We start from the raw sequence: 24,648 nt of genomic DNA on the forward strand, positions 1-24,648 counted from the left end.
CAGCCAGCTACAGCTGGAACCGCACCGTCGCGCGCAGGTCACGCCCTGCCAGCGGCGCAAAGTCCTTCAGGAAGCTTGCATGGCGGCGTGCCTCGACGTCGAACAAGTTGGTCGCCTGCAGCAGCAACGTCGTCGCATTGCCGCGCCCGAACGGCCGGAACGACAGCGAGGCGTTGACCATCGTATAGTCAGCCGTCGGCAGCTCGAAATCGGTCACGCGGTTCTGTTCGAACACATGCTCGACCTCGACGCGGCCGCCGAACTGCTCGGCCTGCGCTTCGAGCCCGCCCAGCAAGCGGGCCGCCGGGATGCGCGGCGCGGGGCCGACCCCGGAGATCGTCGTGCGGACATAATCCGCCAGGCCATCGACGTTGATCGCCACCCCCGAAACCTCGGCGAGCTTCGCCGCCGCCTCGACCTCGAAGCCCCAGACGCGGGTATCGGACTGCGCATACACGAACACCGGCAGCTCGTCGGCTTCCTCGCCGGTCGGCGACTGATAGATATAGTCGTCGAACCAGTTGTAATAGGCAGCCGCGCCGAAGGTCAGCGGGCCGGCGGTGCCGCGCAGCGTGCCCTCCAACCCCCAGCTCGTTTCCTTGTCGAAGTCGGGGTTGCCGATCTCGAAAGATTGGGTGCCCGCGTGCGGGCCGTTGGCGAACAATTCCTCGGCCGACGGCGCGCGCTCGGTGTGCGAGGCGTTGAGGCCGACGCGGACGGTGTCGCTCAGCCCGACGCTGGCGCCGACCGATCCCGAAAAGGCGTTGAACTCGCGGCGGTTGAGCGGCGTGTCCAAATCGGCATCGGGCTGCGCCTTGAGCTGGGTATTCTCGAAGCGGCCCCCGACTTCGGCGCGCACCGCGCCGAAATCGAACGATTGCAGCGTGAACAGCCCGAGCTGCTGCGTCGTGTTGCGCGGCACGAACTTTTCTTCGCCCACGACGTTGAAGTCGCGGATGAAGAATTGCGCGCCGGTCGCGCCCTGCCACCCGCCGCGTTGCGCCTGCACCAGCTCGAGCCGGCCTTCATAGCCCTGGTTGAAGAAGCTGGTGCCGATCTCGCCCGATTCCTCGATCTCGTCGTGGCGATAATCGGCCGCCGCCAACCGCAGCCGGATGCGATCGAGGAAGCCGCCATCGGTCTCGATCTCGCTGCGGATATCGAACCGGGTCTGCTTCAGGTTCAGCCGGACATTCTCGTGGCCATGGCCTTCTTCATCGCCTTCCTCCCCGTCATGATCTTCGTCGCCATGATCATGGTCATCGCCGTCTTCATGCTGGAATTCGATCCGCGAGGGCACGCCATAGGTGCTCTCGTAGCGCGTGACCGAAAAGCCCAGATGGCCGCGATCGGTGACCACCGACAGCCCGCCCGCGACTTCCCAGGTTTCGGCGGCGCTGTTGGGCAGGCGACCGCGCAAATTCGCATTCTCGCGAACCTCGGCTTCGTCGCTGGTCAGCGCGATGCCGCGCAGGCTCGGCGAGAGCAGATAGCCGCCGGTGCGCAAATCGCCGGTGCGCAGATACGTCCCGTCGACATGCGCGACCAGATTGCCGCCGATCCGCGCCTCGACCTCGCCCGCGATCGAGCGTTCCTCGGCGGCCGAGCCATAGCTGGCCAGCACGTCGACATGGATCGCCTCGTCGGGCAGCGCGCGCGGGATCCGGCTGTCGATCACGTTGACCACGCCGCCGATCGCGGACGATCCGAACAGCAATGCCGAGGGGCCGCGAAGCACCTCGATCCGCTCGGCGGTGAGCGGATTGATAACGGGGGCGTGATCGACCGAGTTGGTCGAGGCATCGATGCTGCCGATGCCGTCGATCAGCACGCGGATGCGGTCGCCCTGGAAGCCGCGGAGCACCGGGCGCGAGGCGTTGGGGCCGAACGAGGTCGCCGAGACGCCCGGCTGGCGCGCGAGCGTGTCGCCGATCGTGGGGCGCAATTCGCGCGTCAGCACCTCGCCCGACAGCACCGAGGTACCCGACAGCACGTCGAGCCGGTTGCGCTGATAGGGGGCGGTGACGATGATGTCGTTGGGCTGCGCGGTGTGATCGCCGCGCTGCGGCTCGGCGGCGGCCGCGGGGGCGGGCACCGATGCCGGCGCGGCGCGGTCGGTGTCGTTCGAAGGCTGCGCCAGCGCGGGAACGGCAACCAGCATCGTCGAGGTCGCAAGCAAGGTACGCAAAAGCATGGAAAGACCCGTCGTCGTGAGGAACGCCTCTTTCATACTGCGATGTTATAAAGTCTCAAGGCGGTTTTTGACGCAGTGCGGCGAGATAGCGTGCAAGACGTGTTTGTTGTCGGCGGCTGTTACAAATAGGCAACAGGCAGGGCGGGGAGCGGCGCGGCGGCGCCAAGGCCGTGGCTCCGCGCCGTAAACAGGCTCGCGATTGAACCAATGCCCTGCGTACTCGTCCTGCGTTGCCAGGGGTCCAACCGGCGGTGCGTTCGTGGCGCAGCCCCCCGTCAGCCCTGCGGGTTGCCACCTCCCCTGAAGGGGGAGGGTTTTTGGTAGGCAAAGAAAAGGGGCGCGGCATTGCTGCTGCGCCCCTCATCCTAGTGCCGACGCGACCGGCGATTACTCGCCGCGGTTGCGGCAGCCATCGGTCTGGCCGCGCTTGCACACCGGATATTCGGCTTTGGGTGCGGGCGGCGGGAACGCCTGCGTCGGCGACATCGACGCCTGGACGCGGACCGTGGCGCCCGCCTGTGCCGGACCCGACATCGGCGGCTGCGCGGGCATATAGCCACCAGCGGTCATCGAACCGCCGCCGCTCGCCATCGGCTGCTGCGTCGGCTGTTGCTCCATCGGCTGGCCTGCCGGGCTGGCGGGGGGCATCGTCGAATCGGGGGTCGTCATGGGCGGCGCGTCCTGCGTCGCGTCGGGCGCGGTCGGCTGCATCGTCGAGCCCTGGCTCGCGGGGGCGTCGGCGCTGCTCATCGGCGCGTCGGCGCCCGATGGCGGCATATTGCCCGAGTTGGTGGGGGCGGTCTGCGCGAATGCGGCGCTGCTCAGCGCCAGCGCGGCGGTCATTGCGATGAATTTCATGCGTGCTCTCCTGCTCGATACCGAAGCGCGAAAGGGTGCGCTGGCACAAGGAACGCGCTGACTCGCGAATCTTTCCGATCCTGTCCGATTCGGCGGCAGGGCGCCCCGTTACGCCCCCGAGTCGAGTGCGTAGCCCGCCGATCGCACGGTGCGGATGATGTCGGGCCGGTCGGTGCCGTTGATCGCCTTGCGCAGCCGGCGGATATGCACGTCGACGGTCCGGCTCTCGATGTCGCTGTCGTGCCCCCACACCGCGTCGAGCAGCCGCTCGCGCGAAAAGACCCAGCCGGGATGTTCGAGGAAATGCTTGAGCAGCCGGAACTCGGTGGGGCCAAGCGGCACGACTTCGCCGCCGCGGCGCACCTTGTGGCCGACGGTGTCCATCTCGATGTCCGAATAGACCAGTTGCTCGCCCGCGAGCGCCGGCCGGACCCGGCGCAGCACCGCGCCGACACGCGCGACCAGTTCGCGCGGCGAGAAGGGCTTGGTCACATAATCGTCGGCACCGGTTTCGAGGCCGCGGACGCGATCCTCTTCCTCGCCGCGCGCGGTGAGCATGATGATCGGCACATTGGCGGTCTCGGGCATCCGGCGGAGCCGGCGGCACACCTCGATCCCCGAAAGCCCCTCGACCATCCAGTCGAGCAGCACGATGTCAGGAGTCGCTTCCTTGGCTAGCAGCAAGGCTTCCTCACCATCGGGGGTCTGCTTGACCTCGAAATCCTCGCGCTTGAAATGCCAGGTGAGCAGTTCGGCGAGGGCGGCATCGTCCTCGACCAGCAGCATCTTCACTCGTGCCATCGTCGCCACTTTCAGTTGGCTGCGGTTGAGGGAATGCGTTCGCGTTCGCCCATCTGCTCGCCGGTTGCCGCGTAATATACCATCTCGGCCAGGTTGGTCGCCTGGTCGCCGATCCGCTCGAGATTCTTGGCGACGAACAGCAGATGCGCCGCCTGGCTGATGCTGGCGGGGTTCTCCATCATGAAGGTCACCAGCGCGCGAAAGATCGAATTGTAGAAATCGTCGACCGCGCGGTCGCGCTCGCCGATCGACATCGCCTTTTCGATGTCGCGCGCGGCAAAGGCGTCGAGCACGTCGTGGAGCATTTCGCTCGCGACGCCCGCCATTGCGGGGAGCACCGACAGCGGTTCGATATGCCGGTGCCCCTCGATATCGGCGACGCGCTTGGCGATGTTCTTGGCATGGTCCCCGACGCGCTCGAGCGTGTTCGAGATCTTCATCGCCGCGACGACTTCGCGCAGGTCGTCGGCCATCGGCGCGCGCAGCGCGATCAACTGGACCGCCAGCCGCTCGACCTCGTGCTCGAGCACGTCTATCTTCTTGTCGCCCTCGATCACCTTGGCGGCGGCATCCAGGTCATGGCGCACCAGCGCTTCGATCGCACCGGTGATCGCCTGTTCGGCAAGTCCGCCCATCTGCGCGATCAGCCCGCGCAGCTGCCCCAGTTCGTCGTCGAAAACCTTGACCGTATGCTCGTTCATGTCGTTGTGCCTCGGGGCGAAGGGGTCAGCCGTAGCGGCCGGTGATATAGTCCTTGGTCCGCTCCTGGCGCGGGTTCGTGAAGATTTCCGACGTCACGCCATATTCGACCAGATTGCCGAGATGGAAGAACGCGGTGCGCTGCGACACGCGTGCCGCCTGCTGCATATTGTGGGTGACGATCACGATCGCATAGCGGCCGCGCAGTTCGTGGATCAGCTCCTCGATCTTGGCGGTGGCGATCGGATCGAGCGCGCTGCACGGCTCGTCCATCAAGATCACTTCGGGGTCGACCGCGATCGCGCGCGCGATGCAGAGCCGCTGCTGCTGGCCGCCCGACAGCGCCGTCCCCGAATCGGCCAGCCGATCCTTCACTTCTTCCCACAGCCCGGCGCGGCGCAGCGAGCGTTCGACGACATGGTCGAGATCGGCCTTCGACGGCGCCAGCCCATGGATTCGCGGGCCATAGGCGACGTTTTCGTAGATCGACTTGGGGAAGGGGTTGGGCTTCTGGAACACCATGCCGACGCGCGCGCGCAGCTGGACCACGTCCATCGACGGCGCATAGATATCCTCGCCGTCGAGCGTGATGTCGCCTTCGGTCCGCGCGATCGGGATCGTGTCGTTCATCCGGTTGAGCGTGCGCAGGAAGGTCGACTTGCCGCAGCCCGACGGGCCGATGAATGCGGTCACATTGTCCATGTCGACATCGATCGACACGTCCTTGATCGCGTGGGTCTTGCCATAATAGACGTTGACGTCGCGCGCCGCCATCTTGATCGGGCGCGCCGGCGCGTTGGTCGCGGCTTCGGCAGAGGGTTTGACGTGGACGTCGGTCATTACCAGCGGGTCTCGAATCGGTTGCGGAGATAAATGGCGAGCGCGTTCATCGCGAGCAGGAACATCAATAGCACGATGATCGCCGCGCTGGTCTTTTCGACGAAGCCGCGGCTCACCTGATCGGACCAGAGGAAGATCTGCACCGGCAGCACCGTCGCCGGGCTGGTGAGGTCGTCGGGCGCGGTCGAGATGAAGGCGCGCATGCCGATCATCAGCAGCGGGGCGGTCTCGCCCAGCGCGCGCGCCATGCCGATGATCGTGCCGGTCAGGATGCCGGGCAGCGCGAGCGGCAGGACGTGGTGGAACACCACCTGGATCCGGCTCGCGCCGACCCCCAGCGCCGCGTCGCGGATCGAGGGCGGAACCGCCTTCACCGCGTTGCGCCCCGCGATGACGATGACGGGCATGATCATCAGCGCCAGCGTCACCCCGCCGACGATCGGCGCCGATCGCGGCATGTTGAAGGTGCCAAGAAACACCGCGAGGCCGAGCAGGCCGAAGATGATCGAAGGCACCGCAGCGAGGTTGTTGATCGACACCTCGATCAGGTCGGTCCAGCGATTGCGCGGGGCATATTCTTCGAGATAGATCGCCGAGAGCACGCCGATCGGGAAGGCGAGCGCGAGCGTCACCAGCATCGTCAGGAACGATCCCTTGAGCGCGCCCCAGATGCCCACCGCGGTCGGATCGGTCGAATCGGCGCCGGTGAGGAAGGTCCAGTTGAACCCGCTGGTCAGCGCGCCGCGCTGCGTCAGCATCGCCGCGGCGGCTTCGGTCTCGGGGGTCGCATCCTCGGTCGCGGCGGTGTGGATGTCGCTCGATGCGGGAACGGTGATCGTCGCCTGCTTGGTCAGCAGGCTCGGATCGTCCTTCACCGCCTCGCGCACCGTCACCCACGCGCTGTCCGAGATATAGCGTTCGCCCTCTTCGCCGAACGCCTCGACCGCGGCGACACCGACCGCGTTCTGCAGCCCGGCACCCGCGAGCGCCAGATCGGCCCCGCGTCGCCCGAGCTGGTCGGGGGTGACGTCGAGGTTCATTGCCGCGAAGTTCAGCGGCAGCCGAACCTCGGTCCGGCTGAAGCCCGCGAGCCCGTTCGACAGCATCGTCCACAGCAGGAACGCCAGGAACCCCGCCGAGATCGTCACCGCGGCGAGGCCGAGCAGCCGGAAGCGGCGTTCGGCGGCGTAGCGGCGGCGGATGCGGCGCTGCATCGATTGGGTCTTCCAATCGGTCGGCGCGCGCTCGGCGGGCTCGTGCCCCCCCGCGAGCGACTGGGCTACAAGGGTGCTACTCATACGCTTCCCGGTATCTCTTCACGACGCGAAGCGCGACGATGTTCAAGAGGAACGTGATCACGAACAGCGTGAGCCCCAGCGCGAAGGCGGCGAGCGTCTTGGGGCTGTCGAATTCGGCCTCGCCGGTCAGCAAGTCGACGATCTGCTTGGTGACGGTGGTCGCGCTGTCGAAGGGGTTGAGCGTGATCGTCGCCGCACCGCTGGCGGCCATCACGACAATCATCGTCTCGCCGATGGCGCGCGACACCGCGAGCAGCACGCCGGCGACGACGCCGGGGAGGGCGGCGGGCAGCAAGACGCGGCCGATCGTCTCCGACGTCGTCGCGCCCATCGCCAGGCTGCCGTCGCGCATCGAGGTTGGCACCGCGGCGATCGAATCATCGGCCATTGACGAGACGAAGGGGATGATCATCACCCCCATCACCAGCCCCGCCGACAGCGCGCTTTCCGAACTCGCGAAGGTGAAGCCCAGCGACACCGCAAGATCGCGGATCGCGGGGCCGACGGTGAGCGCGGCGAAATAGCCATAGACCACGGTGGGAACGCCCGCGAGGATTTCGAGGATCGGCTTCATCCATTTGCGCACCGCCGGCGCGGCATATTGGGTGAGATAGATCGCGCTCATCAGCCCGAACGGGATGGCGACCAGCATCGCGATCACTGCGCCGATGAAGAAGGTGCCCCAGAACAGCGGCACTGCGCCAAGGTCAGCGCCGGGGTCGGCGGGGTTGATCACCTGCGGCGCCCAATTGGTGCCGAACAGGAAATCGGTGATCGGCACGATCGAAAAGAAACGCGCGCTTTCGAACAGCAGCGACAGGAAGATGCCGAGCGTCGTCAGGATCGCGATCAGCGACGCCACCAGCAGCGCGAGCATCACCGCACGCTCGACCCGCGTCCGCGCGCGGAAATCGGTGGCGATCCGCGTATAGGCAAAGGCGCCACCGGCAAAGGCGAGCAGCACCGCGATCGCGGTACCGATCCAGGCATAGCTGGTCATATAGCTGTCGAAGACCGGGGCGAGCAGCTCGGCCTCGGGATTGAACGCGCCCAGCCCTTCGGTCCCCGCAAGGTTGCGCGCCTCGCCGAGGATCGCCGAACGCTCGAACCCGGCAGCGGGCAGCGACTGCGCCTGCGGCGTCGCGAGCACCGCATCGTTCACCAGCTGCGGGCTCAGCCACGACCAGAAGGCGAGGAAGACCAGCGCAGGAACCGCGACCCACATCGCGACATACCAGCCATGCTGGCCGGGCAGCGAGTGGAGCCGCTTGCCGCCGACGCCCTGTAGCCGGGTGGCGCGCGCCCGCGCGGTGAGCCAGCCGATCAGCGCCAGCCCGATGATCAGCAACAGTAATGCGGTAGCGGTCATTTGAGCACCGCGGGATCGAGCGGAATGCCGCGCTTGACGATCTCGGCCGAGCGTTCGCGGATGTCGCGCGGCGCGGCGATCATCCCCTTGCGCACCAGCGGGCCATCGGGTCCCCAGGCGGCGACATAATCGTCGAGGAACGACTGCAATCCGGGGATCGGGCGAATATGCTGCTTCTTCACATACAGATAGAGCGGCCGCGCGCTCGGATAGGCGCCCGACGAGATGGTTTCATAGGTCGGTTCGATGCCGTTCAACGCGCTGCCCTTCAACCGGCCCATATTCTCTTCGAGGTAGCTGAAGCCGAAGATCCCGATCGCATTGGGATTGGTCACCAGATTCTGCACGATCAAATTGTCGTTCTCGCCCTTGTCGACATAGGCCGCGTCGTTGCGCATCCGCGTGCACATCTTGTCATAGGCTTCTTCGTCGCTCTCCTCGAGCGCGGCCGCCTCGGGCACCGCCGCCTTGCAGCCGGGCTCGAGGATCAGCTCGACGAACGCGTCGCGCGTGCCGCTGGTCGATGGCGGCCCGAGCACCTGGATCGGGATCGCGGGGAAGGCGGGATTGACTTCGGACCACAGCCGCGCGGTGTTGGGCTTGCCGCCGGGGTTGGCGGCGACCGCGCGATAGATGTCGGCCAGGGTGAATGACAGCCCCGGGCCATTGCGCGACTCGGCGAGCGCGATGCCGTCGATCCCGACCTGGATTTCGAGGATGTCGCGCACGCCATTGGCCTGGCAATCATCATATTCCGACCGGTACAGCCGACGCGAGGCGTTGAGCATGTCGGGGAATTGCGGGCCGATCCCGGCGCAGAACTGCTTGATGCCCGCCCCGGTGCCGGTCGATTCGATCACCGGCGATTTCATGTCGGGGCGCGCATTGTTGAACTGTTCGGCCACCGCGGTGGTGAAGGGATAGACGGTCGACGAGCCGACGACGCGGATTTCCTCGCGCGCGGCCCGGCTGTCGCTGCAAGCGGCGAGTGCGAGCGCACTCAGGCTCGCGATGGCGACGATACGCAGCATGTGGACTTGCCCCTGGCGGTCGCGCGGATTGCGCTGAGAGTGGGTTAGCACCCTGTCACGGAGCCTCTGTTACATTGACGTTGCGTTTTGATGACACGGGTCCAGCCGGCAGCAATACCGTGACCACCGTTCCCGCGCCCGGCGTGCTGGCGATGTCGAGCCGCCCGCGGTGGCGCTCGACGATGTGCTTGACGATCGACAGGCCCAGCCCGGTGCCCCCCATCGCGCGGCTGCGTCCCGAATCGATACGATAGAATCGCTCGGTCAGCCGCGGCAGATGCTGCGGCGCGATGCCTTCGCCCTCGTCAGTCACCGACAGGCGGACCATCGATCCGCCGTCGTGGCGCAGCTGGATCGTCACCGGGGTGCCCGGCCGGCCATATTTCATCGCGTTGCCGACGATATTGTGGAGCACCTGGCTCAATTGCGCGCGGTCGCCCTTGATCGGCGCGACGTCGGCGATCGCCGAGCACAGGTCACCGCCGCGCCCGTTGCTGGCGGCGGCGATCTCCGAGCGGACCTCCTCGACCAGGTCGGCAAGGTCGACCAGCGTATCGGGCTCGCGATATTTCTCGGCCTCGATCCGGCTGAGCGACATCAGGTCGTCGATCAGCCGGCGCATCCGGTTCGCTTCGTCGAACATCACCTTCAGGAAGCGGTCGCGGATACCCGCATCGTCGCCGGCTTCGTCGCGCAACGTCTCGATGAAGCCCAGGATCGAGGCGAGCGGGGTGCGCAGCTCGTGGCTGGCATTGGCGACGAAATCGACGCGGATGCGATCGGTGGCGTAGCTGCCGGTGCGGTCGACCAGATGGACAATCCGCACATCGTCGCCGAGTTCGCGCACGCGCATTTCCCAGCGCTGCTCGCGCGTGCCCAGCCCCACCAGATGGATTGGTTCGTCGCCGCGCGATCCGGCGGCGGCGACCAGCCGTTCGGAGGCGGCGGGATGGCGGATCGCCAGCCGCACGTCTTCGCCCAGGATATGCTGGCCGAGCAATGTCTTGGCGGCGGCGTTGGCGCGGATGACGCGCTTTTCGGCGACGACCAGCATCGGCTCGCCGATCGCCGCGATCACGTCGGCGATCGCTGGCTCGGGCGTCGCGGGCGGCGGGGCGAGCGGTTCGGGCACCCGCGGCGGCGCCTCGTCCTCGCCGGTGCCGATCGCCACCAGCACCGCGGCGATCCCGCCGACCAGCGCGACCGCGACCGATTCGATGCTGCCACCGATGACAAAACCAGCGAGCGCGCTCACCGCTGCCAGGCCCAGCGCAAGCGCCGCCCGAATCCCCGACCCCTGTAACATTCCCGCCATGTACCCGATCCGGGACGCTTTGGGGTAGCACCTGCTTGGGTTAACCCTGTTTTACCATTGCGTAAGGCATCCAAGCCTACAAAGGTGGCAGCATGACCGACGAACCGTCCAAGCCAGCCGAACCCGGCCGCCGCGCGCTGATGCTGGGCGCGGTCGGGGCGTCGGCGATCGTCTCGATCCGCCCGGCGCTGGCGCAGACCGCCGCGTCGCTGTCGACCTGCGAGATCCCGGTGCCCGATCCGGGGCGCGCGGGAAACTACATCGCGCAGAACGGCAAGGTCGTGCCCGCGGGTACCGCGGGTGCCTTCCCGCCGGCATCGCGCCCGTTCACCGGCGAGGAAGTGAAGCGCGCGCTCAACGGCGGGTCGCTGCCCGGTGCCGATTATTCGCAGAGCAAGGCCTACACCAACTACATCCGCCGGCTGCAGACCGGTACCAGCGGCTTCACCTGCTTCGCCTCGTTGCAGATGCCGCGCGGCTGAGCCGGCGGTGCCCGCACGCTATCGGGCAAGCGCGCGCGAAGCGCTGCGGATCGTGCCGCTCGACCTGCTGACGCTGATCTATCACCGTGCTTCGGGGCAGACGCATGTCGTCGCTTCGCCGGTGCCCGAAATCCTCGAGACGCTGGCGAACGAGGCGATGGACGTCTTCGCGCTGCTGTCAAAGCTCACCGCCGACTATGACCTGGGCGATGCCGACGCCGAGGCGCTTGCGGCGCGGCTCGACGAACTCGCGGCGGTCGGGCTGGTCGAACGCGGGTGAGGCACGTCTTTCACGTCAGGATCGGGCCGGTCGGCTTTCGCGTCGGATCGGATTGGCGCCAGCCGATCGCGCAGCTCGAAACATTGTATCGCGATTATCCCAAGCCCGATCACGGCATCCCCGATTTCAGCGTCCGGCTGTTCGCGGCGCGGCCGTGGCGGCGCTTCGTGCGTCCGGCGGTGATGATCGGCGGCGACTATACCATCCCCGATGCGGCGCCGTTGCCGCTGTCGCTGGGGTTGCTCGCCGCCGAAATGGGGATGAACCTGCAGATGGCGCTGGCGCAGCGACGCTACCTGCTGCTCCACGCCTCGTGCGTCGAGCGCGATGGCCGCGCGGTGCTGATGACGGGGATTTCGGGCGCGGGCAAATCGACGCTGGCGGCGCTGCTGATGGCGCGCGGCTGGCGGCTGATGGGCGACGAATTCGCGCTGGTCGATCCCGAGACCGGGCTGGTCCACGGCTTTCCCCGGCTGGTCAGCCTGAAGAACGAAAGCGTGGCGGTGGTCGAGGCAGCCTTGCCGCGCGCGCGCTTCGGCCCTTTGCAATCGGAAACACCCAAGGGCGATATCCGCCACCTGGTGCCCGATGCCGATTCGATCGCGCGAATGGCCGAGCCTGCGCGCGCCGCCGCGATCCTGTTCCCGCGCTTCGGGTTCGAGGCGGCGCAGCGTTCGGTGCTGCCGAGCGAGACCTTCGTCCGGCTGACCCAGGCATCGACCAACTATGTCGCGATGGGCGAGCGCGGATTCGATGCGCTGACCGCGCTGGTGCGCGGTGTTCCGGCGGTCGGGATCGACTATCCCGATGCTGCGACCGCGGTCGCGCAGGTCGAAGCGGTGGCGGCATGAGCGCGCTGCTGCTGGTCGAGGCGCTGCGCGATCCATCGAGCGTCACCGCGCTCGACGCCGACGGCTGGACCGCGCTGATCGGTGCGGCGCGCGCCGAGCAGATGATCGGCACGCTCGCCTATCGGTTGCACGGTCTGCCGATGCCCGATGCGGCGGCGCGGATCCTCGCCGATGCGCGATTGTCGGCCGATCAGGGGCGGATTGCCGCGTTGTGGGAGGCCGAGATGGCCCGCCGCGCGCTGGCGCCCCTCGGGGTGCCGGTGGTGTTGCTCAAGGGCACCGCCTTCGTCGCGGCGGGCCTGTCGGCAGGCGTTGGCCGCTCGATCGGCGATCTCGACATTCTCGTGCCGCGCGACTCGATCGACGCGGTCGAGGCGGCACTGCTGCGCGCGGGCTGGGAATGGGTGAAGCCCGATCCCTATGACGACGCCTATTACCGCAAATGGATGCACGAGCTCCCGCCGCTGATCCACCGCGAGCGCGACCGGATGATCGACGTCCACCACACGATCCTGCCGCTCACCGCGCGGGTGCGGCCCGATGCCGCGGGGCTGATCGCCGACAGCATCGAGATCGGCAACGGGCTGTCGATGCTCAGCCGCGAGGATGTGCTGGTCCACGCCGCCGCGCATCTGTTCGCCGATGGCGATCTGGCGGGCGGCCTGCGCAACCTGTGGGATATCCATTGCCTGCTCGATGAATTCGACGCGCCCGGGTTCCGCGATGCGCTGATCGCGCGCGCCGCGCACCATGGGCTCGCGCGCGAAATGGCCAGGGCGGTGCGGCTAGCCGATGCGCTATACTCTGCGACTCCCGCCCTGGGAGCCAGCGGGTTGGGTTTCGCCGACCGCCTCTACCGCCGCCGCCTACTGGGCCGCGACGGCTGGGGCGTCCAGCGGCGCAAGCTCAGCGAATTCGCCTTCTACCTGCGCGGCCATTATCTGCGGATGCCCCCCACAATGCTCGCGCGCCATTTGTGGACCAAATGGCGCAAGGGCTATCGCCCGCCCGGCTGAGTCGCCATGAAGATAGGCGTTGGTTGGGGGAGGCACTATGAAATTAGGTTGGGTATTGATGCCGGCAACTGTCATGCTGGCAGCATGCTCGTCGCAAAAAACGGTCGACATCGCCAAAGAGGCGGTGCCGAAGTTTCATGCGAGGCTGAACGTTGGAGACTATACGACGATCGTTGCTGAAGCCGGCCCTGAACTGCGTAGCCAGCCCATGTTTCCCCAAGTGTTGCGCGCCGTGTCACGAAAAATCGGCACTGCGGGCATAAGCCAGAATACGGGATGGAATATCCAGGTGGGTAACAAGGGAACATTCGTTACCCTCGGCCAACGCACAACCTTTGCGAGAGGCGGCGCCGTACCCGAAACTTTTGTATGGCGTATTACCCAGGATGAAGCGCAGCTTGTCGGATACCGGATCGACTCCGCAGCGATGTTGATCGACTAAGCCAAGCGGTGCAGCGCCGAGACCAGCTCGTCGAAATGATCGATCACCGCGTCGGCCTCCAATTCCTCGACGGGTTGCCACAGAAAGCCGAAGCTGACCGCGATCGAGGGAATGCCCGCTGCCTTCGCCGCGTCGATGTCGAAGATCGAATCGCCGACGAACGCGGCGCGCCCGCCGCCTGTGCGGCGGATCATCTCGTGGATCGGCAAAGGCGAAGGCTTGGCGTTGCCCTTGCCCATCGTGTCGCCGCCGATGATGCAGGCGAAACGCTCCGAAAGGCCGAGTTCGCCGATCAGCTTCACCGCCATATGCTCGAACTTGTTGGTGACGATCGCGAGCGTGACGCCGCTCGCCTGCAGCACGTCGAGCGTATCGAGCAGGCCGGGGAAGGGGACGGTGTGCGCCGAGATATTGGCGGCATAATGTTCGAGCAGCAGCGGATAGCCGATATCGAGCATCGCCTCGTCGAACCCGCCCGACGCCGCCAGCCCCTGCTTGAGCATGTGCCGCGCGCCCAGCCCGACCATCGGCTTCACCGCTTCGACCGCCAGCGGCGCGCGGTCGTTGAGCGCCAGCACATGGTTCACCGCCGCCGCGAGATCGCCGCTGGTGTCGAGCAGGGTGCCGTCGAGGTCGAAGCCCACGATATCGAAAGGAAATCCGGTCATGCCGGCTGCCTGCCAGCCGCGCTATGGAATTGGCAAGCCATTCGTGGCAATCGGCGCGGCGAAACAAGGAAGCCGCATGACCACGCGACCAATCGCCGCCATCATCCTTGCCGCCGGCAAGGGCACCAGAATGAAGTCCGACCTGCACAAGGTACTCCACCCAATTGCGGGGCGGCCGATGCTGCTGCATCTCGTCGCGTCGGTTGGCGCATTGGCGCCCGACCGGATCGTCGCGGTGGTGGGCGCGGGGCGCGAGCAGGTCGAGGCGGCGGTGGCGCCGCACGGCCTTTCGATCGCGCACCAGGCCGAACAGCTCGGCACCGGCCATGCGGTCGCGCAGGCGCAGGCGGCGCTCGGCGGCTTTTCGGGCGATGTGCTGATCCTCTATGGCGATGTGCCGCTGGTCACCGCGGCGACGATGCAGCGGATGATCGACCGGCTGCACGGCGACGATGCCCCCGCGAGCGTGGTGCTGGGCTTCCGCCCCGCCGATCCGGGCGCCTATGGCCGGGTGATCGCCGATGCCGCCGGGCGGATCGAGCGGATGGTCGAGTTCAAGGACGCCAGCGAAGCGCAGCGCGCGGTGACGCTCTGCAATTCGGGGCTGATGGCGGTGCGCTCCGAAGACCTGTTCGACCTGCTCGCGCGCGTCGGCAACGACAATGCCGCGGGCGAATATTATCTGCCCGACATCGTGATGCTCGCGGCCGCCGATGGTCGCGCCTCGGCGGTGATCGAGACCGACGCCGCCGAAGTCGCCGGGGTCAACAGCCGCGGCGAGCTGGCGGCGGTCGAGGCCGATTGGCAAGCCAAGCGGCGCGCCGCGGCGATGGCCGACGGCGCGACGCTGCTCGCGCCCGGGACGGTGTGGTTCGCGCACGACACGGTGATCGGTCGCGACGTGGTGATCGAACCCAATGTCGTCTTCGGCCCCGGTGTGACAATCGCCGATCGGGTGACGATCCACGCCTTTTCGCATCTCGAAGGCGCCACGGTAGCGCAGGAATGCAGCGTCGGCCCGTTCGCCCGGCTGCGCCCCGGGACGGTGCTCGGACGCGGCGCCAAGGTCGGCAATTTCGTCGAGATCAAGAATGCGGTGCTGGGCGAGGGGGCCAAGGCCAGCCACCTGACCTATCTGGGCGACGCCGACGTCGGTGCCGACGCCAATGTCGGCGCTGGCACGATTACCTGTAATTACGACGGCTTCTTCAAATATCGTACGAAGATCGGCGAAGGCGCGTTCATCGGTTCGAACAGCGCATTGGTAGCGCCTGTCGCGATCGGCGACCGTGCCATCGTGGGCGCCGGATCGGTGGTGACCACCGATGTTGACCCCGGCGCGCTCGCACTGGCAAGGGCACCGCAGGAAGCACGCGCGGGATGGGCGGTACGGTTTCGCACGACGATGCAGGCTAGAAAGGCGACCAGATAATATGTGCGGCATCGTAGGCATTCTGGGGACGTCGGACGTCGCCGACCGGCTGTTCGACGGGCTCAAGCGGCTCGAATATCGGGGTTATGATTCGGCGGGGATCGCGACGCTGCACGAGGGCCGGCTCGAACGCCGCCGCGCGCAGGGCAAGCTCGTCAACCTCGGCCGGCTCCTCGTCGCCGAGCCACTGCCCGGCCGGGTCGGCATCGCGCATACCCGCTGGGCGACGCATGGTGCGCCGACCGAGGACAATGCGCACCCGCACACCGCCGGCCGCGTCACCGTCGTCCACAACGGAATCATCGAGAATTTCAAGCCGTTGCGCGAGGAACTTCAGGCGCAGGGTCGGGTATTCCTCAGCCAGACCGACACCGAGGTGGTCGCGCACCTGATCGATTCGGCGCTCGACGCGACCGGCGATCCGCAGGCGGCGGTTCGCGCGGTATTGCCGCGGCTGCACGGCGCGTTCGCGCTGGCGATCCTGTTCAGCGACCATCCCGACATGCTGATCGGCGCGCGGCTCGGCTCGCCGCTGGTGGTGGGCTATGGCGGCGAGGACGAGGGGGGCGAGACCTTCCTCGGCTCGGATGCGCTGGCGCTGGCGCCGCTCACCCAGCGTATCGCCTATCTCGAAGAAGGCGATTGGGTCGTGCTGACGCGCGAGGGCACGCAGGTGTATGATCGCGACAACCTGGCCGTCGAGCGGCCGATCACGATCAGCGGCGTCACCGGGGCGCTGATCGACAAGGGCAACCATCGGCATTTCATGCTGAAGGAAATCTACGAGCAGCCAATCGTCGTCGCGCAGACGCTGCGCTCGTACATCCGACCGCTCGAAGAGCAGGTCGCGCTGCCCGACATGGATTTCGACCTGTCGAGCGTCGAGCGCGTGACGATCGTCGCCTGCGGCACCGCAAGCTATGTCGGGATGATCGGCAAATATTGGATCGAGCGCTTCTCGCGGCTGCCGGTCGAGGTCGATGTCGCGTCGGAATTCCGCTATCGCGACCCGGTGTTGCTGGCCAACACGCTCGGCGTGGTGGTGAGTCAATCGGGCGAGACCGCGGACACGCTCGCCGCGCTTCGTCACATGAAGCAGCACGGCGTCACCACCGCGGGCATCATCAACGTGCCGACCAGCTCGATGGCACGCGAGGTCGATCTGCTGCTCCCCACCCATGCCGGCCCCGAGATCGGCGTCGCCTCGACCAAGGCGTTCACCTGCCAGCTGGCGGTGATGGCGGCACTGGCGATCAACCTGGCGCGCGCCAAGGGCAAGCTCGACGCCGCCGAGGAGCGCGAGATTGTCCATCACCTGCGCGAGGTTCCCGCGGCGATCAACGCCGCGCTGGCGCACGACGACGACATCAAGGCGATGGCGGGCACGATCGCGGGTGCACGCGACGTGCTGTATCTCGGTCGCGGCCCCGATTACCCGCTCGCGCTCGAAGGCGCGCTGAAGCTGAAGGAAATCAGCTACATCCACGCCGAAGGCTATGCGTCGGGCGAAATGAAGCACGGCCCGATCGCGCTGATCGACGAGCATGTGCCGCTAATCGTTCTCGCCCCCTCGGGCCCGTTGTTCGACAAGACGGTGTCGAACATGCAGGAAGCACAGGCGCGCGGCGCGCAAGTGGTGCTGATCTCCGACGCCGACGGGCTGGCACAAGCCGGCGACGATGCGGTCGCGACGATCGAGATGCCCAAGGTCCACCCGCTGATCGCGCCGATCGTCTATGCGATTCCGGTGCAGCTGCTCGCCTATCATGTCGCCGTCGCCAAGGGCACCGACGTCGATCAGCCACGCAACCTTGCCAAGAGCGTGACGGTCGAGTGAGTCGAGTCGGCGGGCACAGGAAGCGGTCGGTAATCTTTCGCTGGCTTTCGCCACACGATAGTATCTGCTGAAACGAATATTATGGAATTTTTGGTATGGCAGCTATCTGGCTGAGTGGAATAGCGTAATTCACGACCTGATTGGTGTTTTCACCAGCCGTGTAAAATCGTTCACTCTCTCTTCATTTCCGCTTAACCGTGCCCGCATACACCGCAGCAACACATAGCTCGCAGTGGGAGGTCTCGTGCGCATTCTGGTCGTCAATGACGAACCTTCGATGCACGCCCGCTATCGGCAATGCTTCGGCGCGCCCGACGCCACCGATCCGGCAGCAGCGCAAGCCGGCACCAACGATCTGCGCGAGTTCGAGCTGGTGCTTGTCGACCAGGGCGGCGACGCGGTCGACCAGCTCGCAAACGCGGGCGAGGACCAGTTCGCCGTCGCGCTGATCGATATTTGCGCATCGGGCGTCGACGGACGCCAAACCGCGGCGCAGCTGCGCGCGATCGACCCCGACATCAACCTGGTCATCATCACCGAACCTTCGGCTATCGGCAATGCCGAGACCGCCTTGGTCGCGGGCCCGCCCGACAAGATTTGCTATATCGCCAAGCCGTTCGAAGCACCGCAGGTGGCGCAGATCGCGGGCGTGCTCGGTCGGCGATGGTCGTCCGATCGCCTGCTTGCGCTCGCGCGCGCCGAGCTCGCCGCCAAGACCGCCGCGCTCGAACTGCAGCAGCGCGAGCTCGCCGAGCTTGCGCGCCAGGCGATGCATATCGCCAATCACGATCCGCTCACCGACGCGCCCAACCGCCATGCCTTCCTGCGCGCGCTGGGCGAGGAGGCCGCCACCGGCAACGACTTCGCGATGGCGCTGATCGATCTCGACCGCTTCAAGCTGGTCAACGACACCTTCGGCCATTGGGCGGGCGACGAACTGGTCCGCCAGGTCTGCGCGGCGCTACGCCAAAACGCGCCCGAGGACGCCGTCGTCGCGCGGCTGGGCGGCGACGAATTCGCGGTGTTGTTCACCGCGCCGGGCGAACAGGCCGCGGGAATGGTCTGCGACCGGCTGCTGGCTGCCTGCGCGTCCAACTTCCAGGTGTTCGATCACAGCCTCCACGCCAGCGCGTCGATCGGGCTGGTGCTGGTCGAAGGCGGGCAGCCGCCCAACCCGATCGACGTGATGCGTCGCGCCGACCTCGCGCTCACCGAGGCCAAGCGGCGCGGGCGCGGGATCATCCGGCTGTTCGACGAAGCGATGGACGAATCGATCCGCTTTCGCCGCAGGATCGAGGGCGGCCTGGCACAGGCGATCGCGAACGACGAATTGCGGCTGGTCTATCAGCCGATCGTCGAGCGCGGCGATCTCGAAATCGTCGCCTTCGAAGCGCTGCTGCGTTGGGACAGCCCCGATTACGGCACGATTCCCACCGGGCTGTTTATTCCGATCGCCGAGGAATCGAACCTGATCCACGAACTCGGCGATTGGGTGCTCACCCAGGCGCTCGAGATGCTCCAGCGCTGGCCGGACCAATATGTTTCGGTCAATTTCAGCCCGCGCCAGTTCCGGCGGCAGAATTTCGTCGCGCATGTGGTCGAGCGCGTCCAGCATGCGGGGATCGCCCCCACGCGGCTACAGATAGAGATCACCGAAACCGCGATCGCCGACGACGCCGAACGCGCCGCCGAAACGCTGTACCGCCTGCGCCAGATGGGCTTTCGCATCGCGCTCGACGATTTCGGAACCGGCTATTCTAGCCTGTACAATATCCGCCGCTTTTCGCTCGATTGCCTCAAGATCGACAAGAGCTTCATCGACGGCATCGGCCGCGAGCGCGAAAGCGCCGCGATCGTCCAATCGATCATCCATCTGGCACGCGCGCTGGGGCTCGAGGTGGTCGCCGAGGGGGTCGAAACGCCCGCACAGGTGCAGGCGCTGCGGATCGCCGGCTGTTCGCACCTCCAGGGCTATCATCTGTCGCGCCCGCTGGAAGCCGATGCCGCCGCCGACATCGCGCATCAGCGCTATATGAGCCCGGCGGTGATCAAGCTGCCCGTCGCACCGGGGATCGCGAGCGAAGCCAGCGGCTGAACCGCCTAACCGCTCGCGAGCAATTCCAGCACGCGATCGGCCCATTCGACCCGGCAGATCAGCAGGTCGGGCACCGAGACGTCGATGCAATTGTAGACCAAAGGCGAACCGTCGATGCGCGATACGTGCAGCCCTGCCGCCGCCGCCACCGCTGCCGGGGCGCAATTGTCCCAGGCATATTGGCCGCCGGCGTGGAGGTAGATGTCGGCGGTGCCGCGCACCACCGCCATCGCCTTGGCGCCTGCCGATCCCATCGGGATACGCTCGGCACCGAGCGCTTCGGCGACCTTCACCGCCTCGACCGGCGGGCGCGAGCGGCTGACCACCATCCGCGGGCGCTGGGGCAGGGGGGCGAGCGGCGGCGGTGCGTCGCTCGCCAGCGTCACCCCCAGCCCCGGCAGCGCCACCGCGCCGGTGACCGCGACGCCGTCGATCGACAGCCCGATATGCACTGCCCAATCGTCGCGTCCCTCGGCATATTCGCGCGTGCCGTCGAGCGGATCGACCACCCACAGCCGCCGCGCGGCGCAGCGTGCGGGATCGTCGGCGGCTTCCTCCGACAGCACGAAATCTTCGGGCCGCGCATCGCGCAGCCGATCGAGGATCAGCCGGTTCGCCTGCGCATCGCCCGCCGTCCCGAGCTCGCGGCAGGGCGCCATCGTGCCTTGCAGCGCGAGCAGCAACGCGCCGGCTTCGGTGGCGATATCGGCGGCCAATCGTGCGTCGTTCACAGCATCGGGCTCCATACCCCGACGACGCGCTCGACGATCGCCTCGGCAGCCTCCTCGGGCGTCAGCCGCGTGGTGTCGATATGGATGTCGGGGGTTTCGGGCGCCTCATAGGGGCTCGAAATGCCGGTGAAGTGCGGGATTTCGCCGGTGCGGGCCTTCTTGTACAGCCCCTTCACGTCGCGCTGCTCGGCGACCTCGAGCGGCGTATCGACGAAGATCTCGACGAACTCGCCTTCGGGCAACAGGCTGCGCACCAGTTCGCGCTCGGCGCGGAACGGGCTGATGAAGGCGGTGAGCACGATCAGCCCGGCATCGGTCATCAATTTGGCGACCTCGCCCACCCGGCGGATATTCTCGATCCGGTCGGCATCGCCGAAGCCCAGGTCGCGGTTCAGCCCGTGGCGGACATTGTCGCCGTCGAGCAGGAAACTGTGCTTGCCCAGCGCGTGCAGCCGCTTTTCGACCAGATTGGCGATCGTCGACTTGCCCGATCCCGACAGCCCGGTGAACCATAGCAATTTGGGGGTCTGCCCCTTTTGCCGCGCATGCGCCTCGCGCGTGACTTCGAGCGCCTGCCAATGGACGTTCTGCGCGCGGCGCAGCGCGTAGCGCAGCATCCCCGCCGCAACGGTACGGTTGGTCATCCGGTCGATCAGGATGAAGCCGCCCAGCTCGCGGCTGTCGGCATAGGCCTCGAACGCGATCGGGCGATCGGTGATGATCTCGGTCTCGCCGATATCGTTGAGGTTGAGCGTCGTCGCCGCGAGCGCTTGCAGCGTGTTGACGTCGATCGTGCATTTGGGCGCCTGCACCGTCGCGCTGACGGTCTGCGTCCCGATCTTGAGCCAATAGGCACGGCCGCGCAGCAGCGGCTCGGCATCGAGCCACACCAGTTTCGCCTCGAACTGGTCGGCGACTTGCGGCGCATCATCGGCGGCGGCGATGATGTCGCCGCGCGAGCAATCGATCTCGTCGGCCAGCGTCAGCGTCACCGACTGGCCCGCGCGCGCGCTGGGCAGATCGCCGCCAAAGGTAACGATGCGCGCGACGGTCGAGCTGCGCCCCGACGGCAGCACGCGGATCGGATCGCCGACACTGATCGATCCGCTGGCGATCATCCCCGCGAACCCGCGAAAGTCGAGATTGGGGCGGTTGACCCACTGGACGCCCATGCGAAACGGCCGCGCCGCCTCGCGATCGGCGTCGATCTCGACGGTATCGAGATGGTGCATCAGCGTTGACCCGACATACCAGTCCATCGCGGTCGATCGATCGACGATATTGTCGCCGCCGAGCCCCGAAATCGGGATCGCGGTGAAGGCGTCGATGCCGATCTCGCTGGCAAAGGCGCGATATTCCTCGACGATCGCATCGAACCGGCTCTGGTCATAGCCGACCAGGTCCATCTTGTTCACCGCCAGCACGATGTGCCGAATCCCCACCAGTTGCGCGAGATAGCTGTGCCGCCGCGTCTGCGTCAGCACCCCCTTGCGCGCGTCGATCAGGATCACCGCGAGGTCGGCGGTCGACGCGCCGGTCACCATGTTGCGGGTATATTGCTCGTGCCCCGGCGTATCGGCGACGATGAACTTGCGCGCCGGCGTCGCGAAGAAGCGGTAGGCGACGTCGATCGTGATCCCCTGCTCGCGCTCGGCGGCGAGCCCATCGACCAGCAGCGCGAAATCGATATTCTGCCCCTGCGTCCCGACGCGCTTGCTGTCGCTTTCGAGCGCCGAGAGCTGATCCTCGAAAATCTGCTTCGAATCATACAGCAGCCGCCCGATCAGCGTCGACTTGCCGTCGTCGACCGAGCCGCAGGTGATGAAGCGAAGCATCGACTTGCGCTGGTGCGCCGCCAGATAAGCGTCGATGTCGTCGGCGATCAGCGTGTCGGGAACATAGTCGCGCGTGGGCAAGGCCGGGTTGGTCGCCATCAGAAATACCCCTCCTGCTTCTTCTTTTCCATGCTCGCCGCCTGATCGCGATCGATCGCGCGACCCTCGCGTTCGGAGGTCGTCGTCAGCAGCATTTCCTGGATCACCTGCGGCAGCGTCGCGGCTTCGCTCTCGACCGCGCCGGTGAGCGGATAGCAGCCGAGCGTGCGGAAGCGGATCGACCGGTCGACCGGCTGCTCGCCCGGCAGCAGCCGGAAGCGGTCGTCATCGACCATCAGCAGCATCCCGTCGCGCTCGACCGTCGGGCGCGGCGCGGCGAAATAGAGCGGGACGATTTCGATCCCCTCGGCCAGAATGTACTGCCAGATGTCGAGCTCGGTCCAGTTCGACAGCGGGAAGACGCGGATGCTCTCGCCCTTGGCCTTGCGCGTATTGTACAGCCGCCACAATTCGGGGCGCTGCTGCTTGGGATCCCAGCGATGGCTGGCCGAGCGGAAGCTGAAGATCCGTTCCTTGGCGCGGCTCTTTTCCTCGTCGCGCCGCGCGCCGCCGAACGCCGCATCGAAGCCGTGCAGGTCGAGCGCCTGCTTCAACCCCTCGGTCTTCCAAAGATCGGTGTGCAGCGCGCCATGATCGAACGGATTGATCCCGCGCGCCATCGCGTCGGGATTATGGTGCACCAGCAATTCCATCCCCGCATCGGCAGCGGCCTTGGCGCGCAGGTCGTACATCGCGCGGAATTTCCACGTCGTGTCGACATGCAGCAGCGGGAAGGGCGGGGGCGCGGGGAAGAACGCCTTCTTGGCGAGATGGAGCATCACCGCCGAATCCTTGCCGACGCTGTACAGCATCACCGGCCGTTCGGCCTCGGCGGCGACTTCGCGCAGGATATGGATGCTCTCGGCTTCGAGCCGTTCGAGATGCGTCAGCGGGGGCGTGGCGGTGGAGTGCATGCCAAGGGAGGTAGGGGCGGCGGCGGCTTTGCGCCAACGAGCTTTGCCGCCCCGCCTGCAAGCTCAGCTTTTGGCGGGCTGCTCCGCCGTCGGGCGACCGACGCTGACATACCGCAGCCCCGCGCGCTCGACCTGCGCCGCGCTATAGATATTGCGCAGGTCGACCATCACCGGGCTCTCCATCGTCGCCTTCAGCCGATGGAGGTCGAGCGCGCGGAACGCGTCCCATTCGGTGACGATCACCACCGCCGCCGCGCCGTCGGCGGCGTCATAGGCCGATCGTGTATAGGTGACGTCGCCCAGCATCGGCCGCGCCGCCGCCATGCCCTCGGGATCATAGGCGCGGATCGTCGCGCCCGCGTCCTGCAGCGCCTGGATGATCGAGATCGACGGCGCCTCGCGCATGTCGTCGGTGTTGGGCTTGAAGGTCAGCCCCAGGATCGCGACGGTTTTCCCGCGCACATCGCCGTCGAGCGCCGCGACCACCTTGCGCGCCATCGCGCGCTTGCGGGTGTCGTTGACCGCCACCGTCGTCTCGATCAGCCGCAACGGGCTGTCATGATCCTGCGCGGTCTTGACCAGCGCCAGCGTGTCCTTGGGGAAGCACGACCCGCCATAGCCGGGGCCGGCATGGAGGAACTTGCCGCCGATCCGGTTGTCGAGCCCGATCCCGCGCGACACTTCCTGGACGTCGGCGCCGACCTTCTCGCACAGGTCGGCGACCTCGTTGATGAAGGTGATCTTCATCGCCAGGAAGGCGTTGGCGGCGTATTTGATGAGCTCGCTGGTGCGGCGGCTGGTGAACATCACCGGCGACTTGTTGAGGTACAAGGGGCGATACACCGCTTCCATCGGCTCGCGCGCGCGCTCGTCCTCGATCCCGACGACGATCCGGTCGGGGCGCTTGAAATCCTCGATCGCGGCGCCTTCGCGCAGGAATTCGGGGTTCGACGCTACCGCGAAATCGGCATCGGGGTTGGTTTCGCGGATGATCCGCTCGACCTCGTCACCAGTGCCCACGGGCACGGTCGATTTGGTCACGACGACGGTGAAGCGCTTGAGCGCCGCGGCGATCTCGCGCGCGGCGCCGTGGACATAGGAGAGGTCGGCATGACCGTCGCCGCGGCGGGTGGGGGTGCCGACGCCGATGAAGACGACATCGGCCTCGCCGACCGGCCCCGCCAGATCGGTCGTGAACGACAGTCGGCCTGCCGCCACGTTCTTGGCCACCAGCGCATCGAGCCCGGGCTCATAGATGGGAATACCGCCGGCCTGGAGCTTGCCGACCTTGGCGTCATCCTTGTCCACGCACACCACGTCATGCCCGAAATCGGCGAAGCAGGCACCCGATACCAGGCCGACATAGCCCGAACCGATCATCACAATCCGCATGTCCGTGTATCCCAACTCGCGCAATCGGACGCCGGCATTGCGGTGACGTACGCGGAAAAAGGCCGATGCTTCGGGGCGAAGCGCGCCTCCGATTGGCAATAAAGCGGGAGCGGGTCAACGGCGCTCGGCGGTCGCCCTGCAAGCGCCGGACGGCAGAATCAAGAAAGCG

General features: G+C 66.8%; 22 protein-coding genes. 8 read left to right on the top strand and 14 right to left on the bottom strand.

The genetic code is table 11. The features are described from left to right. Positions 1 to 7 precede the first annotated feature (7 nt). The 9 genes from OKW76_RS15905 to OKW76_RS15945 form a co-directional block, all read right to left on the bottom strand. The gene (locus OKW76_RS15905) at positions 8 to 2,194 is read right to left on the bottom strand and encodes a TonB-dependent receptor (protein ID WP_265549939.1); all 2,187 of its coding nucleotides are present in this window, start codon (positions 2,192 to 2,194) and stop codon (positions 8 to 10) included. 387 nt (positions 2,195 to 2,581) lie between these two features. Then, on the bottom strand, positions 2,582 to 3,052 hold the full coding sequence (locus tag OKW76_RS15910) for a hypothetical protein (protein WP_265549941.1): 471 nt from the start codon (positions 3,050 to 3,052) through the stop codon (positions 2,582 to 2,584). 108 nt (positions 3,053 to 3,160) lie between these two features. After that, on the bottom strand, positions 3,161 to 3,853 hold the full coding sequence (phoB, locus tag OKW76_RS15915; RefSeq protein WP_256506829.1) for a phosphate regulon transcriptional regulator PhoB: 693 nt from the start codon (positions 3,851 to 3,853) through the stop codon (positions 3,161 to 3,163). Positions 3,854 to 3,864: 11 nt separating this feature from the next. Continuing rightward, positions 3,865 to 4,554 carry a phosphate signaling complex protein PhoU gene (phoU, locus tag OKW76_RS15920; RefSeq protein ID WP_256506830.1) on the bottom strand — a complete coding sequence of 230 codons (690 nt, stop codon included), beginning with the start codon at positions 4,552 to 4,554 and terminating at the stop codon, positions 3,865 to 3,867. 25 nt (positions 4,555 to 4,579) lie between these two features. Then, the gene (gene pstB, locus OKW76_RS15925; protein ID WP_322740100.1) at positions 4,580 to 5,392 is read right to left on the bottom strand and encodes a phosphate ABC transporter ATP-binding protein PstB; all 813 of its coding nucleotides are present in this window, start codon (positions 5,390 to 5,392) and stop codon (positions 4,580 to 4,582) included. Then, on the bottom strand, positions 5,392 to 6,690 hold the full coding sequence (gene pstA, locus OKW76_RS15930) for a phosphate ABC transporter permease PstA (RefSeq protein ID WP_265549943.1): 1,299 nt from the start codon (positions 6,688 to 6,690) through the stop codon (positions 5,392 to 5,394). The genes pstB and pstA overlap by 1 nt, the downstream gene beginning before the upstream one ends. Beyond that, a complete protein-coding gene (pstC, locus tag OKW76_RS15935) occupies positions 6,683 to 8,059 on the bottom strand; it encodes a phosphate ABC transporter permease subunit PstC (RefSeq protein WP_265549945.1) in 1,377 nt (458 codons plus the stop codon). Before pstC ends, pstA begins: the two co-directional genes overlap by 8 nt. Then, positions 8,056 to 9,090 (bottom strand): substrate-binding domain-containing protein, encoded by a 1,035-nt coding sequence (locus OKW76_RS15940; RefSeq protein ID WP_265549947.1) that lies wholly within the window; start codon positions 9,088 to 9,090, stop codon positions 8,056 to 8,058. Before OKW76_RS15940 ends, pstC begins: the two co-directional genes overlap by 4 nt. 55 nt (positions 9,091 to 9,145) lie before the next feature. Next, a complete protein-coding gene (locus tag OKW76_RS15945; protein WP_265553047.1) occupies positions 9,146 to 10,396 on the bottom strand; it encodes an ATP-binding protein in 1,251 nt (416 codons plus the stop codon). A 101-nt stretch (positions 10,397 to 10,497) separates the two neighbouring features. Between OKW76_RS15945 and OKW76_RS15950 the strand changes: the two genes are divergently transcribed. Genes OKW76_RS15950 through OKW76_RS15970 form a run of 5 tightly spaced genes read left to right on the top strand, consistent with a single transcriptional unit; the run spans position 10,498 to position 13,476 of the window. After that, positions 10,498 to 10,887, top strand: coding sequence for a hypothetical protein (locus OKW76_RS15950; protein ID WP_265549948.1), 390 nt, complete (start codon positions 10,498 to 10,500; stop codon positions 10,885 to 10,887). Positions 10,888 to 10,894: 7 nt separating this feature from the next. Beyond that, on the top strand, positions 10,895 to 11,167 hold the full coding sequence (locus tag OKW76_RS15955; protein ID WP_265549950.1) for an HPr-rel-A system PqqD family peptide chaperone: 273 nt from the start codon (positions 10,895 to 10,897) through the stop codon (positions 11,165 to 11,167). Continuing rightward, a complete protein-coding gene (locus OKW76_RS15960) occupies positions 11,164 to 12,018 on the top strand; it encodes an HprK-related kinase A (RefSeq protein WP_265549953.1) in 855 nt (284 codons plus the stop codon). The genes OKW76_RS15955 and OKW76_RS15960 overlap by 4 nt, the downstream gene beginning before the upstream one ends. Further along, positions 12,015 to 13,034 carry a nucleotidyltransferase family protein gene (locus OKW76_RS15965; RefSeq protein ID WP_265549954.1) on the top strand — a complete coding sequence of 340 codons (1,020 nt, stop codon included), beginning with the start codon at positions 12,015 to 12,017 and terminating at the stop codon, positions 13,032 to 13,034. The genes OKW76_RS15960 and OKW76_RS15965 overlap by 4 nt, the downstream gene beginning before the upstream one ends. A gap of 37 nt (positions 13,035 to 13,071) precedes the next feature. Continuing rightward, positions 13,072 to 13,476, top strand: a complete 405-nt coding sequence (locus OKW76_RS15970; protein ID WP_265549956.1) for a hypothetical protein — start codon at positions 13,072 to 13,074, stop codon at positions 13,474 to 13,476. Here the strand turns inward: OKW76_RS15970 and OKW76_RS15975 are convergent. Next, positions 13,473 to 14,144, bottom strand: coding sequence for an HAD-IA family hydrolase (locus OKW76_RS15975; protein ID WP_265549958.1), 672 nt, complete (start codon positions 14,142 to 14,144; stop codon positions 13,473 to 13,475). The two genes, OKW76_RS15970 and OKW76_RS15975, sit on opposite strands and share 4 nt — an antisense overlap. Positions 14,145 to 14,220: 76 nt before the next feature. Here OKW76_RS15975 and glmU point away from each other — a divergent pair, with 76 nt between their 5' ends. The 3 genes from glmU to OKW76_RS15990 all read left to right on the top strand — a co-directional run bounded on the left by glmU (position 14,221) and on the right by OKW76_RS15990 (position 19,508). Then, on the top strand, positions 14,221 to 15,576 hold the full coding sequence (gene glmU / locus OKW76_RS15980) for a bifunctional UDP-N-acetylglucosamine diphosphorylase/glucosamine-1-phosphate N-acetyltransferase GlmU (protein ID WP_265549961.1): 1,356 nt from the start codon (positions 14,221 to 14,223) through the stop codon (positions 15,574 to 15,576). Between the two features lies 1 nt (position 15,577). After that, positions 15,578 to 17,413, top strand: a complete 1,836-nt coding sequence (glmS, locus tag OKW76_RS15985; RefSeq protein WP_265549963.1) for a glutamine--fructose-6-phosphate transaminase (isomerizing) — start codon at positions 15,578 to 15,580, stop codon at positions 17,411 to 17,413. Between the two features lie 244 nt (positions 17,414 to 17,657). Further along, a complete protein-coding gene (locus tag OKW76_RS15990) occupies positions 17,658 to 19,508 on the top strand; it encodes a GGDEF and EAL domain-containing protein (protein WP_265549965.1) in 1,851 nt (616 codons plus the stop codon). Between the two features lie 5 nt (positions 19,509 to 19,513). On the opposite strand, the gene OKW76_RS15995 is transcribed toward OKW76_RS15990, so the two are convergent. The 4 genes from OKW76_RS15995 to OKW76_RS16010 form a co-directional block, all read right to left on the bottom strand. Continuing rightward, on the bottom strand, positions 19,514 to 20,254 hold the full coding sequence (locus tag OKW76_RS15995) for a 3'(2'),5'-bisphosphate nucleotidase CysQ (protein WP_265549966.1): 741 nt from the start codon (positions 20,252 to 20,254) through the stop codon (positions 19,514 to 19,516). Next, positions 20,236 to 22,173 carry a sulfate adenylyltransferase subunit CysN gene (cysN, locus tag OKW76_RS16000; RefSeq protein ID WP_265549968.1) on the bottom strand — a complete coding sequence of 646 codons (1,938 nt, stop codon included), beginning with the start codon at positions 22,171 to 22,173 and terminating at the stop codon, positions 20,236 to 20,238. Before cysN ends, OKW76_RS15995 begins: the two co-directional genes overlap by 19 nt. Continuing rightward, entirely contained in the window at positions 22,173 to 23,087 is a 915-nt protein-coding gene (cysD, locus tag OKW76_RS16005) for a sulfate adenylyltransferase subunit CysD (protein WP_265549970.1), read from the bottom strand. Before cysD ends, cysN begins: the two co-directional genes overlap by 1 nt. Positions 23,088 to 23,150: 63 nt before the next feature. After that, complete coding sequence (locus tag OKW76_RS16010) at positions 23,151 to 24,479, bottom strand: UDP-glucose dehydrogenase family protein (RefSeq protein WP_265549972.1); 1,329 nt, start codon at positions 24,477 to 24,479, stop codon at positions 23,151 to 23,153. Positions 24,480 to 24,648: the final 169 nt, after the last annotated feature.

The organism is Sphingomonas sp. S1-29, assembly GCF_026167545.1.
GTDB lineage: Bacteria > Pseudomonadota > Alphaproteobacteria > Sphingomonadales > Sphingomonadaceae > Sphingomonas.

Excerpts from the sequence above, each read along its gene's own strand:
- pstA (WP_265549943.1), bottom strand. The coding sequence starts at position 6,690 with ATGAGTAGCACCCTTGTAGCCCAGTCGCTCGCGGGGGGGCACGAGCCC.
- OKW76_RS16010 (WP_265549972.1), bottom strand. The coding sequence starts at position 24,479 with ATGCGGATTGTGATGATCGGTTCGGGCTATGTCGGCCTGGTATCGGGT.
- OKW76_RS15950 (WP_265549948.1), top strand. The coding sequence starts at position 10,498 with ATGACCGACGAACCGTCCAAGCCAGCCGAACCCGGCCGCCGCGCGCTG.
- OKW76_RS15910 (WP_265549941.1), bottom strand. The coding sequence starts at position 3,052 with ATGAAATTCATCGCAATGACCGCCGCGCTGGCGCTGAGCAGCGCCGCA.
- OKW76_RS15970 (WP_265549956.1), top strand. The coding sequence starts at position 13,072 with ATGAAATTAGGTTGGGTATTGATGCCGGCAACTGTCATGCTGGCAGCA.
- OKW76_RS15905 (WP_265549939.1), bottom strand. The coding sequence starts at position 2,194 with ATGCTTTTGCGTACCTTGCTTGCGACCTCGACGATGCTGGTTGCCGTT.
- cysD (WP_265549970.1), bottom strand. The coding sequence starts at position 23,087 with ATGCACTCCACCGCCACGCCCCCGCTGACGCATCTCGAACGGCTCGAA.
- glmU (WP_265549961.1), top strand. The coding sequence starts at position 14,221 with ATGACCACGCGACCAATCGCCGCCATCATCCTTGCCGCCGGCAAGGGC.
- OKW76_RS15995 (WP_265549966.1), bottom strand. The coding sequence starts at position 20,254 with ATGGAGCCCGATGCTGTGAACGACGCACGATTGGCCGCCGATATCGCC.
- pstC (WP_265549945.1), bottom strand. The coding sequence starts at position 8,059 with ATGACCGCTACCGCATTACTGTTGCTGATCATCGGGCTGGCGCTGATC.
- OKW76_RS15940 (WP_265549947.1), bottom strand. The coding sequence starts at position 9,090 with ATGCTGCGTATCGTCGCCATCGCGAGCCTGAGTGCGCTCGCACTCGCC.
- phoU (WP_256506830.1), bottom strand. The coding sequence starts at position 4,554 with ATGAACGAGCATACGGTCAAGGTTTTCGACGACGAACTGGGGCAGCTG.
- OKW76_RS15945 (WP_265553047.1), bottom strand. The coding sequence starts at position 10,396 with ATGTTACAGGGGTCGGGGATTCGGGCGGCGCTTGCGCTGGGCCTGGCA.
- phoB (WP_256506829.1), bottom strand. The coding sequence starts at position 3,853 with ATGGCACGAGTGAAGATGCTGCTGGTCGAGGACGATGCCGCCCTCGCC.
- glmS (WP_265549963.1), top strand. The coding sequence starts at position 15,578 with ATGTGCGGCATCGTAGGCATTCTGGGGACGTCGGACGTCGCCGACCGG.
- cysN (WP_265549968.1), bottom strand. The coding sequence starts at position 22,173 with ATGGCGACCAACCCGGCCTTGCCCACGCGCGACTATGTTCCCGACACG.
- OKW76_RS15975 (WP_265549958.1), bottom strand. The coding sequence starts at position 14,144 with ATGACCGGATTTCCTTTCGATATCGTGGGCTTCGACCTCGACGGCACC.
- OKW76_RS15965 (WP_265549954.1), top strand. The coding sequence starts at position 12,015 with ATGAGCGCGCTGCTGCTGGTCGAGGCGCTGCGCGATCCATCGAGCGTC.
- pstB (WP_322740100.1), bottom strand. The coding sequence starts at position 5,392 with ATGACCGACGTCCACGTCAAACCCTCTGCCGAAGCCGCGACCAACGCG.